The organism is Rhodococcus sp. NPDC003322 (assembly GCF_053589555.1).
On sequence record NZ_JBSFSC010000003.1, the window covers coordinates 97,837 to 114,785 of the forward strand.

The following is a 16,949-nucleotide window of genomic DNA, read 5'->3' on the forward strand; positions in this document are numbered from 1 at the left end:
GCACGAGCGGGTGACGAAGTCCTACACGTGCGAGATTCAGGTGCGCTGGGGCGATTCCGATCGCAACGGCCACGTGAACAACGTGCTCTACGCGGAGTACGCGCAGGAGTCTCGGACCCGGTTCTTCCGTGACTGCATCATCGGGGCGGGCGCACCGCTCGCCCCGATGGTGGTGCGGAAGATGGCGTTCGACTACCTGCGTCCGGTGACGGACGAGACCGGGCCGGTCACGATCGAGGTGTCGATCCTGCACGTGGGCACCTCGTCGTTCGGCGTGCGGCAGGTGCTGCGCGACCGCAACGGCGAGGTGTGCGTCGAGGTCGAGGGCGTCATGGTCGGGTTCGATCCGGAGACCGAGAAGTCGGTTCCGCTGCCCGATCGCACCCGGGAACTGCTGCGGTCGTACGCGCCCGTCGAGGTCACGCCCTAGGCGCGACGGGCCGACTAGGCTCAGCGGTGCACACCTGTCCCAGTGATCAGGGGGTGACCGCGAGATGACCGTGTCCGCAGATCGATTCGGCCCGGGGTGGGCGGCGGGGCTGCCCACCGCCGTCGCCGAGCACCTACCGGAGGTGGCCGCCGCCTACTTCCGGGGCACCGACTTCGCCTGGACGGGTGGAGCGATCACCGACGAGGCGATGGCCGGCTTCCGGGCGCACCTCGAGTTCGCCGGGGAGCGGGCGCCGGGGCAGTCGATCGCCCGCGTGTGCGTGCCGACCCCGGGCGCGCCGGCGGTGCAGGTGGTGACCGACGACATGCCGATGCTCGTCGAGTCCGTCACCGCGCTGCTGGCGCGCCTCGGGGTGACCGTCGTCGAGATCGTGCACCCGGTGCTGCGGGTTCGCCGTGATTCCGACGGAGCCCTGGTCGACGTGCTGGTCGACGGTGCACACCACGAACGGTCCACCCACTCCGAATCGTGGATGCATCTCCAGTTGCATCCGGCGACGGACCCCGCCATGTTCGACGCGCTCGCCGTCGCGGTCCAAGACGTTCTCGTCGATGTCCGGCAGGTCATCGCCGACACGGACGGGATGCGGGGCCTGCAGCGCGAGCTCGCCGAACACCTCGAGGAACTCGCCGACAGCGATGCCGCCGGATACCCGGAGCGGGAGGTGCGCGACAGCGCGGCGCTGCTGCGGTGGTTCGCGGCAGGCAACTTCGCGCTGCTCGGCTACCGCCGCTACGAATACGGCGATCCCGCGGTCCACGGCGTGCCGACGGCGCACATCGTCTCGGGGAGCGGTCTCGGCGTGCTCGGCGCCGCGACCCGCACCGATCACCGGATCGACCTTCCCGCACCGGGATTCGACCCCGATCAGCCGCTGCTGACCTATGCGCAGGGGCCGTCGCCGGCGACCGTGCACCGGTCGGTGTACCCGTCCTTCGTGCGGGTGGTCGACCTGGACGGCGCCGGGCGGATCGTCGGCGAGCACCGCTTCCTCGGAGTTCTCACGGTGACGGCGGTGCACGAGAACATCCTCGACATCCCGGTCATCTCGGGTCGGGCCAGGGCCGTGATCGCGCGGGCGGGCTTCGAGCTGCACTCGTTCTCCGGGCAGGCGATGCTCGAGGTGATCCAGTCGCTGCCACGCACCGAGCTGTTCTCCATCGGTGTCGACGCGTTGTTCGAGACCGTCACCGCCGTCCTCGCGATCGGGGTGCGCAGGCAGGCCCGGCTGTTCCTTCGCGACGACCACGACGGCCGCTTCGTCTCCGCACTGGTGTACCTGCCGCGGGACCGGTACAACACCCGTTCCCGCCTGGCGATGCAGTCGATCCTGTTGCGCGAGCTCGGCGGTGGTGTGCTCGACTACAGTGCCCGGGTCACCGAGTCGGATCTGGCGATGGTGCACTTCACGATTCGGACGGAACCCGGTGCGGCGACCCCCTCCGTGGACACCTCGGCCGCGAACCGGGAACGGATCGAGGCACTGCTGGCCGCCGCGACCCGGGCCTGGGACGACGACCTGATGGACGCCACGGCCGAGGAGCCGCGGGTGACGTCGCTGACCGCGCAGCGGTACGCGGCGGCACTCCCGGAAGGCTACAAGGAGGACTTCGGGGCGGTCCGCGCCACCCGCGACATCGCGAGGCTCGAGGCGTTGCGGGTGGGGGAGATCGATCTCGAGCTGTACCGCAGGCACGGCGCCGAACCCGGCCGGTGGAGGTTCACGCTGTACATCACCGGTGAGGGTGTCTCGCTGAGTCAGGTGCTTCCGGTGCTGCAGTCGCTCGGTGTCGAGGTCGTCGACGAGCGGCCGTACGGAGTGGTCAGACCCGACGGAATTGCTTGCTGGATATATGATTTCGGGTTGTCTGCCGCGCCGGAGCTGATCGGTGCGGCCCTCGAGGAGGATCTCGAGCAGGACCGCGGCGAGCCGGCCGCGGCGGAGGCCGAAGCGCTGCGGCGCCGCTTCACGGACGCGTTCACGGCGGTCTGGAACGGACACTCCGAGCCCGACAAGTTCAACGAACTCGTCCTGCGTTCGCAGTTGGACTGGCGGCAGGCCGCGGTGCTGCGGGCCTACGCCAAGTACCTGCGCCAGGCCGGATTCCCGTACAGCCAGTTCCGCATCGAGTCGGTACTGCTCGAGCACTCCGACACGGCGCGGCTGCTGGTCGACCTCTTCGGGTCGATCTTCGATCCGGACACCGCCGACGTGTCCCGGGCCGAGCATATCGTCGGTGACCTGCGAGCCCGGATCAAGGAGGTGGTCAGTCTCGACGTGGACCGGATCCTGCGCGGCATGCTCTCTCTCGTCCTCGCGACGCTGCGCACCAACGTGTATGTGCGCGGCTCCGACGGCGCCCACCGCGACGTGCTGGTGTTCAAGCTCGACCCCGGACAGGTCAGCGAACTGCCCAGGCCCCGTCCGCGGTTCGAGGTGTTCGCATACTCGCCGCGGGTGGAGGGCGTGCACCTGCGGTTCGGGCCGGTGGCACGTGGCGGGCTGCGCTGGTCGGATCGCCGCGAGGACTTCCGCACCGAGATTCTCGGCCTGGTGAAGGCCCAGGCCGTCAAGAACGCGGTGATCGTTCCGGTCGGGGCCAAGGGCGGGTTCGTCGTGAAGCGGCCGCCGGCACCGACCGGAGACCCTGCCGTCGATCGCCGGTCGGCGCTGGAGGAGGGGCAGGCCTGCTACCGGCTGTTCGTCTCCGGCCTGCTCGACGTCACCGACAACGTCGACACCGCCACCGGTCGGGTGCTGCCCCCGGCGCGGGTGGTGCGCCGCGACGGGGACGACACCTACCTGGTGGTCGCGGCCGACAAGGGCACCGCCACCTTCTCCGACCTGGCCAACGAGGTCGCCGCCGAGTACGGCTACTGGCTCGGTGACGCGTTCGCCTCCGGTGGTTCGGTGGGCTACGACCACAAGGCGATGGGCATCACCGCGAGGGGGGCCTGGGAATCCGTCAAGCGGCACTTCCGGGAAATGGGGGTGGACGTCGCAACGGACGAGTTCACCGCGGTGGGGATCGGTGACATGAGCGGCGACGTGTTCGGCAACGGCATGTTGCTCAGCCGGCGTCTGCGGCTGGTGGCGGCGTTCGACCACCGGCACGTGTTCCTCGACCCGAATCCGGACGTGGTCCGGTCGTTCGCCGAACGGGAGAGGCTCTTCCGGTTGCCCCGGTCGTCGTGGGCGGATTACGACCGGGGCGCGATCAGCGCCGGCGGGGGCGTGTGGGAGCGTTCGGTGAAGTCGGTCGCGCTGGCCCCCGCAGCGCGGGCGGCACTCGGTCTCGGCGACGCGGTCACCGAGTTGTCGCCGCCGGAGTTGATCCGGGCGATCCTGCGGGCACCGGTGGACCTGCTGTGGAACGGCGGCATCGGCACCTATGTCAAGTCCTCCGCCGAGTCGCAGGCCGACGTCGGTGACAAGTCGAACGACACCGTGCGGGTGAACGGAAACGAGGTGCGGGCCAAGGTGATCGGGGAGGGTGGCAACCTCGGTGTCACCTCTCGTGGCCGGGTCGAGTACGACCTGTCCGGAGGGCGGATCAACACGGACGCTCTCGACAACTCGGCCGGGGTGGACTGTTCCGATCACGAGGTGAACATCAAGATCCTGCTCGACACCGCGGTCAGCGGTGGCGCACTCGGGCACGCGGAACGCAACGAACTGCTCGCGTCGATGACCGACGAGGTGGCCCGGCTCGTGCTGCGCGACAACATCGACCAGAACCAGCTGATGGGTACGTCACGGGCCGACGCACCCGGCATGCTCGGGGTGCACGCGCGGCTGATTGCAGTCCTCGAACGCGACCGTGGTCTGGACCGTGGGTTGGAGGTCCTGCCCACCGAGGAGGAAATTGCCCGGCGTGCCGAGGCCGGTCGGGGTTTGACCTCACCGGAACTCGCGACCCTGCTCGCCCACGTGAAACTGGTCCTCAAGGACGATCTACTGGCCAGTGAACTGCCCGACAGCGACACCTACGCGACCCGGCTGCCGCGGTACTTCCCCCGGCCGTTGCGGGAGGAGTTCGCGCGGCAGATCCGCACCCATCGTCTGCGTAGGCAGATCGTGGCGACGATGCTCGCCAACGAGGCCATCGACGTCAGCGGTATCAGCTACCCCTACCGGCTCGCGGAGGAGGCGGGCGCGAGCAGCACCGACGCGATCCGCGCGTTCACCGCCACGACCGAGATCTTCGACCTGCGGCGAGTGCGGGCCGAGATCGCGCACGCCGCGGTGCCGGTGTCGGTGAGCGACGATCTGGTGCTCGAGGCACGCCGGATGATCGACCGCGTTTCGCGTTGGCTGCTGTCGAACCGGCCACAGCCGCTCGCGGTCGGCGCCGAGATCAACCGGTACGCGTCGCGTGTGCGGGAGCTGATGCCGCGGGTGCCCGGGTGGCTGCGCGGACACCACCTGAGCGAACTCGACGCCCGGACGGCGCCGGTGCTCGAGCGGAACTGCCCGCGTGATCTTGCGCTGCAGGTGTTCGGGATGCTCGACGCGTTCCCGGTGCTCGACATCATCGACATCGCCGACATCACCGAGCGGGATCACGAGGAGGTGGGAACGCTGTACTACGCGCTCGACGCGCACCTCGGGATCGACGAATTCCTCACCGCTGTATCGGGACTCGAACGCGGGGACCGCTGGCACTCGCTGGCCAGGCTCGCCCTGCGCGACGACCTGTACGGGTCGCTGCGGTCGTTGACCATGGACGTGCTGGTAGCCGGTGAGCCGCACGAGAGCGCCGCCGAGAAGATCGAGGACTGGGAGTCCACGAACGCTTCCCGGCTGGCGAGGGCGCGGGCGGCGCTCGGCGAGATCGCCGAGTCTGGGACCCTGGACCTCGCGACGCTGTCGGTGGCGGCGCGTCAGGTACGGAGCATGGTGCGCGGAGCGGGCACCCGAGCGGAGGGAACGCGGTGAGCGGGGAACTTGCAGGTACGAACGGGGCGGTGGCCACGCAGGTGGGATTCCACACGAAGGTGGGTGTGCGCTGGTCCGACATGGACGTCTTCCAGCACATCAACCACGCCAGGATGGTGACCCTGCTCGAGGAGGCCCGCATCCCGTGGCTGTTCGAGGACGGACTGCCGACGGTGGCGCTGCGTGACGGCGCGGTGATCGTGGACCTGCACGTGCGCTACCGCGGCCAGTTGCGTCACGACGACGGTCCGCTGGACGTGCTGATGTGGATCGACCAGGTGCGGGCGGTGGACTTCACCATCGGGTACGAGGTGCGTGCCGGTGGCGCCGACCCGGCCTCGGCGCCGTCGATCGTGGCGTCCACCCAGATCGCGGCGTTCGACATCGACACCCAGCGCCTGCGGCGGATCACCGCCGCCGAGCGCGAGTACCTGGAGCGCTGGCAGCGTGGCTGACCGCGCCCTCATCGTTCCCGAGCCGGGAGAGCGCGCGAACCTGACTGCGTTCCTGGCCCGGGCGGTCCGGCTCGACGAGGCCGCGGTCGTGCGCCTGCACCGCCGCGACGACGAGCACCTGGTTGCCTGGACGACAACGGGTTTCGACGTCCTCGCTGCTCGGGTGGTGACCGGCAGGATGCGTCCGGGGGACATCACCGCCGCCGCCGACGGACTGCTGCACGCGCTCGGGGGCACGGAGGAGGAGGTCGACCCCGGGTTCCCGATGGACTCGGCGTGGCGTGGAGCGCTGCCGCCGGAGCACGGATTCGTGCACGTCGACGACGTGCCCGCGCACCTGCTGATCGACCTGGCCCGGCAGGGCACGCAGGTCGCCGCCGAACACGGAGGCCACGGCCCGCCCGCCTCCCTGCTCGACCAGGAGGTGCTCGCCGTCGACGGCGGCGGCGAGCAGGTCGGTGTCACCATGCGGACCGTGTTCGCTTTGACCGCAATGGGTTTCGTCCCCGGAGGGGATGTCGAGGCGGCGGTCGTGGATCCGGCCGAGCTGGTCCGGGTCCGGGCCTCACGCACCTGGCTGCGCCTCGACGCCCGTTACGGCTCGGTCTTCGCCAGGCGCGGCGGCGAGATTCCGCTCTCGGTGGTGTAGGACGACGGCGTCGGTGGGCGGGTCGCGGAATCTGCCACCCCCACCGACGCGGCTGGGGAATTCGCGGCATTGCCCTTGAATAGCTGTGAATTCGACTCACATTCAAGATAGTGTTTATCGCTACTATTTTATTGAACTAGGTTTTGTGCCATAACGTATTTCGGTGCATTTTCGCTGTTCCCCTATGTTTGATCTCGAAAAGCTAACGTTCCGAAACCCGCTTGATCCCATTGAGACGTTTCTTTGATTTTTGCTTACTATTCGCTGGCATGACGACCTCTTCGAAAGCAAAGCAGCGCGTTGTTTTTCGTGATGTTCGGGTGTTCGACGGTGTGTCCGACAAACTCGTCGCCGGGGACGTTCTCCTCGACGGGGACCGCGTGGTGGGGGTCTCGGAGTCCCCGATCGGTGAGGAACCGGGACGCGAGACGCACGTGATCGACGCCGGCGGACGGGTCCTCATGCCGGGCATGTCCGACGCGCACGTGCATCTCGTGGGCAATGCGAATACCTACGTCGACATGGTCATGGGCTCGGAGAGCCACATCGCGATCAACGGTCTCGCCGAGGCCAGGCGCATGCTGCTGCGCGGGTTCACCGCGGTTCGGGACATGGCCGGCGACACCGGCAGCATCAAGTCGGCCATCGACAGCGGACAGTTCGAGGGGCCGCGGATCTATCCGTCACAGGCCGCGGTGTCGCAGACGAGCGGGCACGGCGACTTCGGGTTCGTCTACGACACTCCGACCGCCCTGGCCGGCGAGGAGTCCCGCGCGGAGAAGATCGGCTTCATGCGGGTCGCGAACGGTGAGGCGCAGGTGCTGGCCTCGGTCCGCGAACAGTTGAAGAAGGGTGCGTCCCAGATCAAGGTGATGGTCGGTGGCGGTGCGGCATCGATGTACGACCCCCTGTACACGGTGCAGTTCACTCCCGCCGAGTTGCGGGCGGCGGTGAATGCGGCGACCGACTACGGCACCTACGTCGCCACGCACGTCTACAACGTCACCGGAATCCACCGTGCCGTCGAGGCAGGCGTCAAGTCCATCGAGCATGGCCACCTCGCCGACGAGCCGACCATCACCATGCTGGCTGAGCGGGAGGTGTGGCTGTCGATGCAGCCGTTCGCGCTCGGTGACCACCACTACCCGGATCCCGACCGGGCCGGGAAGGACCGGGAGATCTGCACCGGTACCGACCAGGTGTACCAGTGGGCGAAGAAGCACGGCGTGAAGGTTGCGTGGGGCACCGATCTTCTCCTCGAGCCGCAGTTGGCCGCCAGGCAGAGCGAGATGGCGGCCCGCCTCGGCGACCACTACAGCAACCTCGATGCACTGCGGATGCTGACCTCGGGGAACGCGGAGCTGTTCCGCCTTGCGGGCGAGCGTGACCCCTACCGGCAGGCGCAGTTCGGTGTCATCGCCAAGGACGCATGGGCCGACCTGCTGCTCGTCGACGGCAACCCGCTGGAGGACCTGAACCTGCTTGCGGATCCGGGAAAGAACCTGGCCGTCATCGTGAAGAACGGTGAGATCGTCAAGAACACCCTCTGACCCGGCTCGTCGAGCCATCCATCGAACCCGAACAACACTGTCACGCGCGCGCCGTCGACTCGTCGAACGGCCCGGGAGGAGAGGTGTGAGTTGGTCGAGACCACGACGGCGGAACCGGAGAAGTTCTGGGAACCGATTCCCGGATCGCTCGCGTCCGCGAGGGCAATAGAGCTCGACGGGCCGTGGGGGCACGTGTTCGGCCCCCTCGACCTCGACATCGACGAGGGTGGGGTGACGGTGCTCGCCGCGCAGTCCGGTGCCGCGCGGACCGCGCTGCTCATGGCACTGTGCGGCCGAATGCGCCTGTCGGGCGGAACCCTGACCGTGCTGGGCCACACGAACAAACCCGCGAAGGTGTTTGCGGAGTCCGCCATCGCGTGCGTGAACGAAATCGACGACGTCAGCCCGTCGGTCACCGTCCGTGACATGGTCACCGAGCAGTTGCGGTGGCAGTCGCCGTGGTACCGGTTCGTTCCCAGGGTGCACGAAGACGGTGTGGAGCGAATGTGCGCGGAGGTGTTCGGTGACGTGCCGCTGCCGGCGCTGAACGCCTTCGTGGACGACCTCCCCGAGATTCAGCAGTTGCTGCTGCGTATCGCGGTGGCGAACACCCGCCGCCCACCGTTGCTCGTCGTCGGGCGCATGGACAAGATCGCCGACGACGACGAACGGCTCGGACTCCTCGAACGTCTTGTGGCACTGGGGGAGAAGCAGTCGGTGATCACCGCGGACGTCAACCCGCTCCCGCCGGGCACCGGGGTGCGGGCGGTGGTCGACATGCACGGGTTGCTCGGCGCGGGCGACATCGGCGTCATGACCGAGGGGAGGTGACCGATGCTGGCAGGAGTGTCCCTCGGAAGTGATTCGAAGCGGTACTTCCGCGGCACCATGCCGCGGATCGCGATCATCACGATCATCCTCATGCCGCTGCTCTACGGTGCGATGTACCTGTGGGCGTTCTGGAACCCGTTCGGCGCGGTCGACAAGATCCCCGCCGCGATCGTCAACAACGACACCGGCCGCACCGCGGACGGACAGCAACTCGACGCCGGTGACCAGGTGGTCAAGTCGCTCATCGCGTCCGGACAGCTGGACCTGGCCGAGGTCTCCGACGAGGAGGCATCCGAGGGCCTGGCATCCGGGAAGTACTACTACACGATCACCCTGCCCGTGAACTTCAGCGCGGCGGTCGAATCGCCGAACGGGGACAACCCGGAGAAGGCGGAGCTGATCTTCACGTTCAACGACGCCAACAACTACCTCGCGACGATCATCGGGCAGGACGCTTCGGAACAGGTCATCAACCAGGTCAACTCGACCATCGGTGCGCAGGGCGTCGGGCAGGTTCTCACCGGCCTGCAGAGCGCAGGCTCCGGACTGAAGCAGGCCGCCGACGGCGCCGACCAGTTGGCCTCCGGGATCGACACCGCCAAGAGTGGGGCGGACCAGCTCAGTTCGGGTGCGAACGAACTGGCGACGAACATGGTCACCGCGGAATCCGGATCGGCACAACTGGCAAGTGGCGCAGCTCAACTCGCGACGGCGATCGACGGTGCCACCACCCCGTTGATCAATGCACTGGGCAGTGGTGCAGTCCCGAACGTCAGCGGCCAGGTGTCCGAGCTCCGGCAGTCGTTGGAGGCGCTCGGGAGCCGGCTGCCCGAGTCGGCACCTGCGCCCGCCACCGCGGTCTCGCAAGCACTCGACATCCTCAGGCAGAGCTCGGATCCCCTGGTGCAGCGGGCCGTGGCCGCGCTGTCGCCTCTCACCGCCCAGCAGGTGCGTGGTGACACCGGGGAGCTGCAGGCGGAGATCAGCCGCCTCAGTGAGGACGCCCGCGCGGTCGAATACCAGCTCACGGACCCGAGCAGCCCGCTGCAATCCGGGCTGGCGATGCTGCAGAACGGTGGGATCGCGTCGGATCTTCAGCAGTTGCGCAGTGGTGCGGACGAACTCAGCGCCGGTGCGGCCACGCTCAGCTCGGGGATGGTCCAGTTGACCGATGGCAGCAACCAGCTCGCCAGCGGTGCCGGTCAGCTCGCGTCCGGGATGGTGGAACTGCAGTCCGGATCGCACGAGCTCGCCACCGCGCTCGAGCAGGGGGCCGGACAGGTTCCGAGCTGGACCGACGAGCAGAAGACCGCGACGGCGGAGACCCTGTCGACTCCGGTCGGCCTCAAGCAGGACTACACGAACATGGCGCCCACCTTCGGTACCGGTTTCGCGCCGTTCTTCCTGTCGCTGGCGCTGTTCGTGGGCGGCATCATCACCTGGATGCTGTTGACCCCGTTGCAGTCCCGGCCCACGGTCGGTGGGCTGGGCCTGTACCGAACGGTGCTCGCGTCGTACTGGCCCGCGCTCCTGGTGGGGATCCTGCAGGTGATCGTCATGTACACCGTCGTCCACTTCGGTGTCGGGCTCGACGTCAAGCACGTGCTCGGCACGATCGCGTTCCTGATGCTCATCTCCGCGACCTACCTGGCGATGATCCAGGCATTCAACGCAGTGTTCGGGATCGCGGTCGGGCGTGTGGTGACCCTCGCCTTCCTGATGCTCCAGTTGGTCTCCGCGGGCGGCATCTACCCCGTGCCGACGACCGCCAAGCCGTTCCAGTACATCCACCCGTTCGACCCGATGACCTACACCGTCAACGGGTTGCGGCAGCTCACCATCGGTGAGCACGTCGACTCCCGGTTGTGGATCGCGATCGCAGTACTGGTCGGCATCCTGGTAGTGAGCCTTACCGCCAGCGCGCTCTCCGTCCGCCGCAACCGCCAGTACACCATGGAGCGGCTCTACCCACCCCTGGAGGTGTGACCAGGAGAAACCATCCGGTGACCGGGCGGTGTGCGGTACCGAAGCCCGGAGATTTCCCTCAACCTCTGTGATCTGTGGAACCGAGTATTGGAGAGAAGATGTCTGATTCCTTTGCAGCTCCGGCAGAAACCCTCGCCCCGGCGTACACGGGGCGGCTCGGAACCGATCCGGTGCCGGCGCTTCGCATGCCGAAGTCCGAAACGGATCCGGAAGCCGCCTACCGGTTCATCCACGACGAGCTGATGCTCGACGGAAGCTCGCGACTGAACCTGGCGACCTTCGTGACCACCTGGATGGATCCGCAGGCCGATCGCCTGATGGCCGAGACGTTCGACAAGAACATGATCGACAAGGACGAGTACCCGCAGACCGCGGAGATCGAGACCCGGTGCGTGAACATGGTCGCGGCCCTGTTCAATGCGGAGGACCTCGACGAGTCCGATCCCTCGTCCGCCACCGGGGTGTCCACGGTCGGCTCCTCGGAGGCGGTCATGCTCGCCGGTCTCGCGCTGAAATGGCGCTGGCGCGCGGCACGGGAGGCGGCGGGCAAGGACACGGCGCGGCCGAATCTCATTCTCGGCAGCAACGTCCAGGTCGTGTGGGAGAAGTTCTGCCGCTACTTCGACGTCGAACCGAAGTACCTCCCGATGGCGAAGGACCGCTACGTCATCACCCCGGAGCAGGTGCGGGAGGCCGTGGACGAGAACACCATCGGCGTGGTCGCGATCCTCGGCACGACCTTCACGGGTGAACTCGAGCCGGTCGCCGAGATCTCCGACGTCCTCGACGAGATCGCCGCGAAGGGCGGACCGGACGTGCCGATCCACGTCGACGCCGCCAGCGGTGGCTTCGTGGTTCCCTTCCTTCATCCCGAACTGAAGTGGGACTTCCGCCTTCCCCGGGTGGTGTCGATCAACGTGAGCGGCCACAAGTACGGCATGACCTATCCGGGTATCGGGTTCGTCGTGTGGCGCTCGAAGGAGTACCTGCCGGAGGACCTGGTCTTCCGGGTCAACTACCTCGGCGGTGACATGCCGACCTTCACCCTGAACTTCTCGCGTCCGGGTAATCAGGTGGTGGGCCAGTACTACAACTTCATCAGGCTGGGTGTTGCGGGGTACACCCAGATCATGGAGTCGCTCCGGGACACCGCCCTGATGATCTCGGCGGAGCTGTCCAAGATGGACGACATGCACGTCATCACGGACGGCACCGCGATTCCCGTGCTGTCGTTCGAAGTGGTCGGCGATCCGGGGTACACGGTGTTCGACATCTCGCACGAACTGCGCGCCCGTGGCTTCCAGGTTCCCGCCTACACGATGCCGGCCGACGCGGAGGACGTCGCGGTCCTGCGAATCGTGTTGCGGGAGGGCTTCAGTCGGGACATGGCCTACAAGCTGGTGCTGGCGATCAGGGATGTCGTCGCCCGGCTGAAGGAGGGTACCGAGCACACCGCGAAGGGATTCGCGCACTGAGTTCGTGGCCGGGCCGTAGCTGACGGACAGGGGAGGTGCGGGTGCGGTTGAGCACCGGTACCTCCCCTTTTCCGTGCCGGAAGGAGGTCGAGGTGGCCGGGACCGTGGACGGACCGCTGCGGCGCGCACTGCGTTACCTGAGCATCACCGACCCCGGCCACCAGCGACTGCGCAGCGGACTGATCACGGTCACCGCGCTGGGATTGGCGGTGGCCGCGCTGGCGTTGTTCGGCAGGGTCGGCCACACGACGCCGGCAGTACTGCTGGGCTCGTACGTCGCGATCCAGGCATCCACGGCCGTCAAGGACTCCACGCAGCGTGAGCGGGTGATCACCACCGCGTTCCTCGTCGTCCCGGCGCTTGTGTCGGTGACGGTGGCAACCCTCCTGGCGCGATTCGACAGGATCGCGGACCTGGGGTTCGTCGTCGCCCTGTTCATCGCGGTGTGGATCCGGCGATGGGGCCCGCGGGGCCTCGCGTCGGGCATGGTCGTCTACATCTCCTACTTCTATGCGCTGGTTCTCCACGCCACGGTCGCCGAACTGCCGCTGTTGTGTCTGGGCATCTGCACCGGCGTGGCGGTCACCGTGTTCGTGCGCACCGTGGTGTTTCCGGAGACCCCACTTCGCGAGATCAACAGTCTGCTGGAGGCATTGCGTGCGGAGAGCCGGTCCGGGTTGGACGTGATCCGGCGCAGTGCAGGTTCCGATGGCTCCGCTCCGAGCCGAACCCTCGACCGGATGGAGACCACGGCGATGATGATCGAGGACTGGATCGACCGAAACGACACGAGGTCGTGCCTGGGTGTCGAGAGCGCCGAGCTCTCCCGCGCCGTCTTCGATGCTCAGGTGACCACCGAGGAGGCATTCGCCTTCATGGCCTCCCTCTGGCCGCGCAGAGGTGCCTGTGTGAGCCGGGCTGCCGACGAACTGGCAGACGTGTTGCGCCCGAACCCGACCGCGGAACATGCCTCGGATTCGCTCGTACGAGCGCGGGCCGCGGCCGAGTCGGTGGACGCCGATACCGAGGAGGGATTCGCAGCGCAGCTCGCCTACCGGGCGGTGGAGGCGCATGCGACGCTGGGGCAGCTGGGTCGCCGAACGCCGGTGGCGCCGGACACCGCGCGTGAGCATCGCGCATCACGGACGGAGGGCGGCGACTCTTCCGTCCGGTCGGCGAGCGATCGTGCGGCCGTACAGGTCGCGGTCGCGGCGACGGCCGCGATGGTCGCGGGTTCCCTCGTCAATCCGGGGCATTGGTACTGGGCGGTGGTCACGGCCTTCCTCGTCTACACCGGTACCAGCACCCGCGGGGAGGTGCTCGCCCGCGCGGGTGAGCGGGTGGCGGGAACGATCGGCGGGGTCACCGCAGGCGTCGTGCTGGCGGCGCTCGTCGGCCACCATGCCGGCCTTCAGATCGTCCTGGTCATGACGAGCGTGTTCTTTGCGTTCTATCTCAAGGCGGTGAACTACGTGCTGCAGACGTTCTTCATGACGGTGATGCTCGCGGGTCTGTACGGCCTGCTGGGGGAGTTCAGCGTGGACCTGTTGCTGGTCCGGATCGAGGAGACCGCCGTGGGCGCGGCGGTCGGGGTGGCCACCGCTTTCCTCGTGCTGGCAACCAGTTCACGAGCGGTGTTCGTCGATGCGGTCGACACCTACCTGGCTCGGTTGTCGGATCTCCTCGACCGGTGTTCCGGCACCGCAAAGGGAGTGGGCACTGCCGCGGAGGTGGTCGCCACGACTCGGGCCCTCGACGCGAGACTGGCCGCGGTGCGGGCCGCGGCGGTGCCGCTCATCGAGGACCCGATGACGCGAGGCCGACGGTCCGTGGCGTGGTTCGAGCGTCGGTTGCGCGAAACGAACAGGGGGGCGCACGCGTTGGCCAGGGCAGGTGCCGTCACGGTGCCACAGCAGGAACCGGCCTGCGGCGCCGGACGTGCACTCGAATCGGTGATTCGGGACGTGCAGGGAAACATCGAGTTGGTGCGCCGACGCAACGCCGGACACCGGGGCGGGGCCCCGGTCCGCCTCGATGACACCGCGGTGACCGGTCACGTGGGGCGGTCCGGGTCCGCAGATCCGGATCAGTGCGTCGCGACGCTGTTTCCACCGCTGATCCGGATCAACCGATCACTCGTCGCGCTGGTCGAGTAGCGATTGGTGCGCACGCGACGGCCGGGACGGCGGCGGGCCTCACTCGACCGCGTCGGCGAACTCCTCCGCGGGCCGGTCGTCCTCGCCGAGGCAGACGGCAGAGGCGGCGAAGAAGCACAGCGCGCCGACGAACGTGCCACCGACGGCGAGCGCCGTGTCCAGGGACGTGCCGTCCTGGGTGACGAACGCGCCCGCTGCCGAGATGCCGAACGCGATCGACCCGAGCATGTTCAACCACACGCTCTGCCAGTCCCTCGAGCCCGGTTCCCAGATCTGGTTGGCCCGCAGCAGAATCAGGACGGCCAGTGCACTGCTCGCGAGAAAGGCCACCGATCCCTCGGCATTGGGATTCCACACGAGGTGCATCTCACCCTTGATCGTGTGTGCGTGCAGCGCAGCTCCCGTGCTGATGTTGAACAGCACCGTCCCGAGGAATTGGATTGCTGCGGACAACCACTCGGCTCGAATCGCCGGCTTGCCGTGGTCCGTGGTGGTCGCAGGACCGCTCAACACCAGCTGAACGAACGCGGCGGCGGTGAAGAACCACGATCCGATGAAGAATGCGGTGTTGGCGGCCCCTGTGCCCATCGCAGTGGAGATCCAGGGGGCGGAACCGAGGGCGAACAGCAGAGAGCCGACGATGAATCCCCACGATTGCATGCGCAGAGTCGGGTGAATCAGCATGCGGCGCACTCTAGTTGGTTCAGTGGTGGGATTGCCCGATTTGTGGGTGCGGCGTGCCGCATCGCCACGTGTCGCTGCCGTCGCGTCCCCGTGTGTCAGACCAGCCAGGCGGCCGCGTTGCCGGGCAACGCCCCGTCGACGAGCGGCGCGCTGGCGAGCAGTAGTTGCCCGGGCGGCAGCGGGATCGGGGCATCGGTGGAGTTGAGAGCGCAGATCAGCCCACCACGTCGCCGGAACGCGAAGCATCCGGGCGGGCTTCCGTACCAGTCGATCTCGGTCCCGGTGAACTCGGGTCGCTGGCCCCGCAGTTCGATCGCCGAGCGGTACAGCGACAGCATCGAGCCGACGTCCTCGAGCTGTGCCTCCACCGTCAGCGCCGCCCAGTCCGCCGGCATCGGCAGCCAACTCGAGTCGGCGGTGGTGAACCCGTACGGCGCCTGCGAGCCCTGCCAGGGGAGCGGGACACGGCAACCGTCGCGGCCGCGCTCGGTGTGCCCGGATCGCTCCCACACGGGGTCCTGCAGCGCCTCGTCGGGAAGGTCGACGTTCGGGAGCCCCAGTTCGGCGCCGTTGTAGACGAACACGGCGCCGGGCAGTGCGAACTCCACCAGGGTCATCGCCCGCGCCCGCGCCCAGCCGACCGCGCCGCCGCCGTACCGGGTCACCTCCCGCTCGACGTCGTGGTTCGACAGGGTCCACGTCGGTGTCCCGCCGACCGCGGCAACGGCGGCCAGCGAGTTGTCGATCGCGGCGCGCACCTGTTCGGCGCCGAACTCGGCCTCGGCGAGCCGGAAGTTGAATCCCAGGTGCAGTTCGTCGGGCCGGATGTACTCGCCGAAGCGCTCGTTGTCGCGGACCCAGATCTCACCCACGGACATCGTGTCGGGGTACTCGTTCATCACCTTCCGGATGCCGCGGTGGATCTCGTGCACACCCGGGTTGTTGAACCGCGGGTCGTCGTCGTCGTTGCGCATGAGCTCGTTGAGGTCCCAGTCGTGGTCCGGCAGGCCCTCCGGCTTCGCCATGCCGTGCGCCACGTCGATCCGGAATCCGTCGACGCCGCGGTCGAGCCAGAACCGCAGAGTCGTGTACAGGTCCTCGGCGACCTCGGGGTTGTCCCAGTTCAGGTCGGGCTGCTCGCGGGCGAAGATGTGCAGGTACCACTGGCCGGGAGAGCCGTCGGCCTCGGTGACCCGGGTCCAGGCCGGTCCGCCGAAGATCGACGGCCAGTTGTTCGGTGGTTCGTCGCCGTTGGCACCCCGACCCTCGCGGAAGATGTACCGGCCTCGTTCGGGACTTCCCGGAGGGGCGGCGAGCGCGGCCACGAACCACGGGTGCCGGTCGCTGGTGTGATTGGGCACCAGGTCCATGGTGACCTTGATGTGGCGGGCGTGAGCCTCCGCGATCAGCGCGTCCATCACGTCGAGATCGCCGAACAGCGGATCGATGTCGCGCGGATCGGAGACGTCGTATCCGTGGTCGGCCATCGGCGAGCGCATCACAGGGCTCAGCCAGAGGGCGTCGACACCGAGCAGTTCGAGGTAGCCGAGCCGGTCCCGGACCCCGATGAGGTCGCCGACCCCGTCACCGTTGCCGTCGGAGAACGAGCGAGGATAGATCTGGTAGAAGACGGCGTTCGTCCACCACCTGTCGCCTGCCCCCCGATCCGACGCCTCCGCAGCGTTGTCCACTGTGCTCACGTCCGTCACAGTGCCACACGCCGCCGACCGCCACGACTCGTAGGCGTGCGCGTCGCGACCCCGATTTCCGTCC

Annotated in this window: 11 protein-coding genes; 9 read left to right on the top strand and 2 right to left on the bottom strand. The window is 67.9% G+C overall.

Annotation, left to right across the window (positions count from 1 at the left end; translation table 11 throughout):
- Positions 1–10: 10 nt before the first annotated feature.
- The 9 genes from ACWDUM_RS12690 (at position 11) to ACWDUM_RS12730 (ending at position 14,492) form a co-directional block, all read left to right on the top strand.
- Positions 11–430: an acyl-CoA thioesterase gene (locus ACWDUM_RS12690; protein ID WP_450115899.1), complete on the top strand. Its 420-nt coding sequence runs from the start codon at positions 11–13 to the stop codon at positions 428–430.
- Between the two features lie 64 nt (positions 431–494).
- Positions 495–5,390, top strand: coding sequence for an NAD-glutamate dehydrogenase (locus ACWDUM_RS12695; RefSeq protein ID WP_450134265.1), 4,896 nt, complete (start codon positions 495–497; stop codon positions 5,388–5,390).
- Between the two features lie 29 nt (positions 5,391–5,419).
- The gene (locus ACWDUM_RS12700; RefSeq protein WP_450134266.1) at positions 5,420–5,845 is read left to right on the top strand and encodes an acyl-CoA thioesterase; all 426 of its coding nucleotides are present in this window, start codon (positions 5,420–5,422) and stop codon (positions 5,843–5,845) included.
- Positions 5,838–6,494: a hypothetical protein gene (locus ACWDUM_RS12705; RefSeq protein WP_450134267.1), complete on the top strand. Its 657-nt coding sequence runs from the start codon at positions 5,838–5,840 to the stop codon at positions 6,492–6,494. Before ACWDUM_RS12700 ends, ACWDUM_RS12705 begins: the two co-directional genes overlap by 8 nt.
- A gap of 269 nt (positions 6,495–6,763) precedes the next feature.
- Positions 6,764–8,044, top strand: coding sequence for an amidohydrolase family protein (locus ACWDUM_RS12710; RefSeq protein WP_450134268.1), 1,281 nt, complete (start codon positions 6,764–6,766; stop codon positions 8,042–8,044).
- Positions 8,045–8,134: 90 nt separating this feature from the next.
- The gene (locus ACWDUM_RS12715) at positions 8,135–8,875 is read left to right on the top strand and encodes an ATP-binding cassette domain-containing protein (RefSeq protein WP_450134269.1); all 741 of its coding nucleotides are present in this window, start codon (positions 8,135–8,137) and stop codon (positions 8,873–8,875) included.
- 3 nt (positions 8,876–8,878) lie between these two features.
- Positions 8,879–10,861, top strand: coding sequence for a YhgE/Pip family protein (locus tag ACWDUM_RS12720; RefSeq protein WP_450134270.1), 1,983 nt, complete (start codon positions 8,879–8,881; stop codon positions 10,859–10,861).
- A gap of 98 nt (positions 10,862–10,959) precedes the next feature.
- Positions 10,960–12,336, top strand: coding sequence for a glutamate decarboxylase (locus ACWDUM_RS12725; RefSeq protein ID WP_450115906.1), 1,377 nt, complete (start codon positions 10,960–10,962; stop codon positions 12,334–12,336).
- A gap of 92 nt (positions 12,337–12,428) precedes the next feature.
- Positions 12,429–14,492 (top strand): FUSC family protein, encoded by a 2,064-nt coding sequence (locus tag ACWDUM_RS12730; RefSeq protein ID WP_450134271.1) that lies wholly within the window; start codon positions 12,429–12,431, stop codon positions 14,490–14,492.
- 39 nt (positions 14,493–14,531) lie between these two features.
- Here the strand turns inward: ACWDUM_RS12730 and ACWDUM_RS12735 are convergent, their stop codons facing one another.
- Both ACWDUM_RS12735 and ACWDUM_RS12740 read right to left on the bottom strand, forming a co-directional pair.
- On the bottom strand, positions 14,532–15,176 hold the full coding sequence (locus ACWDUM_RS12735) for a hypothetical protein (RefSeq protein WP_450134272.1): 645 nt from the start codon (positions 15,174–15,176) through the stop codon (positions 14,532–14,534).
- A gap of 95 nt (positions 15,177–15,271) precedes the next feature.
- The gene (locus tag ACWDUM_RS12740; protein WP_450134725.1) at positions 15,272–16,867 is read right to left on the bottom strand and encodes a glycoside hydrolase family 13 protein; all 1,596 of its coding nucleotides are present in this window, start codon (positions 16,865–16,867) and stop codon (positions 15,272–15,274) included.
- Positions 16,868–16,949 lie beyond the last annotated feature (82 nt).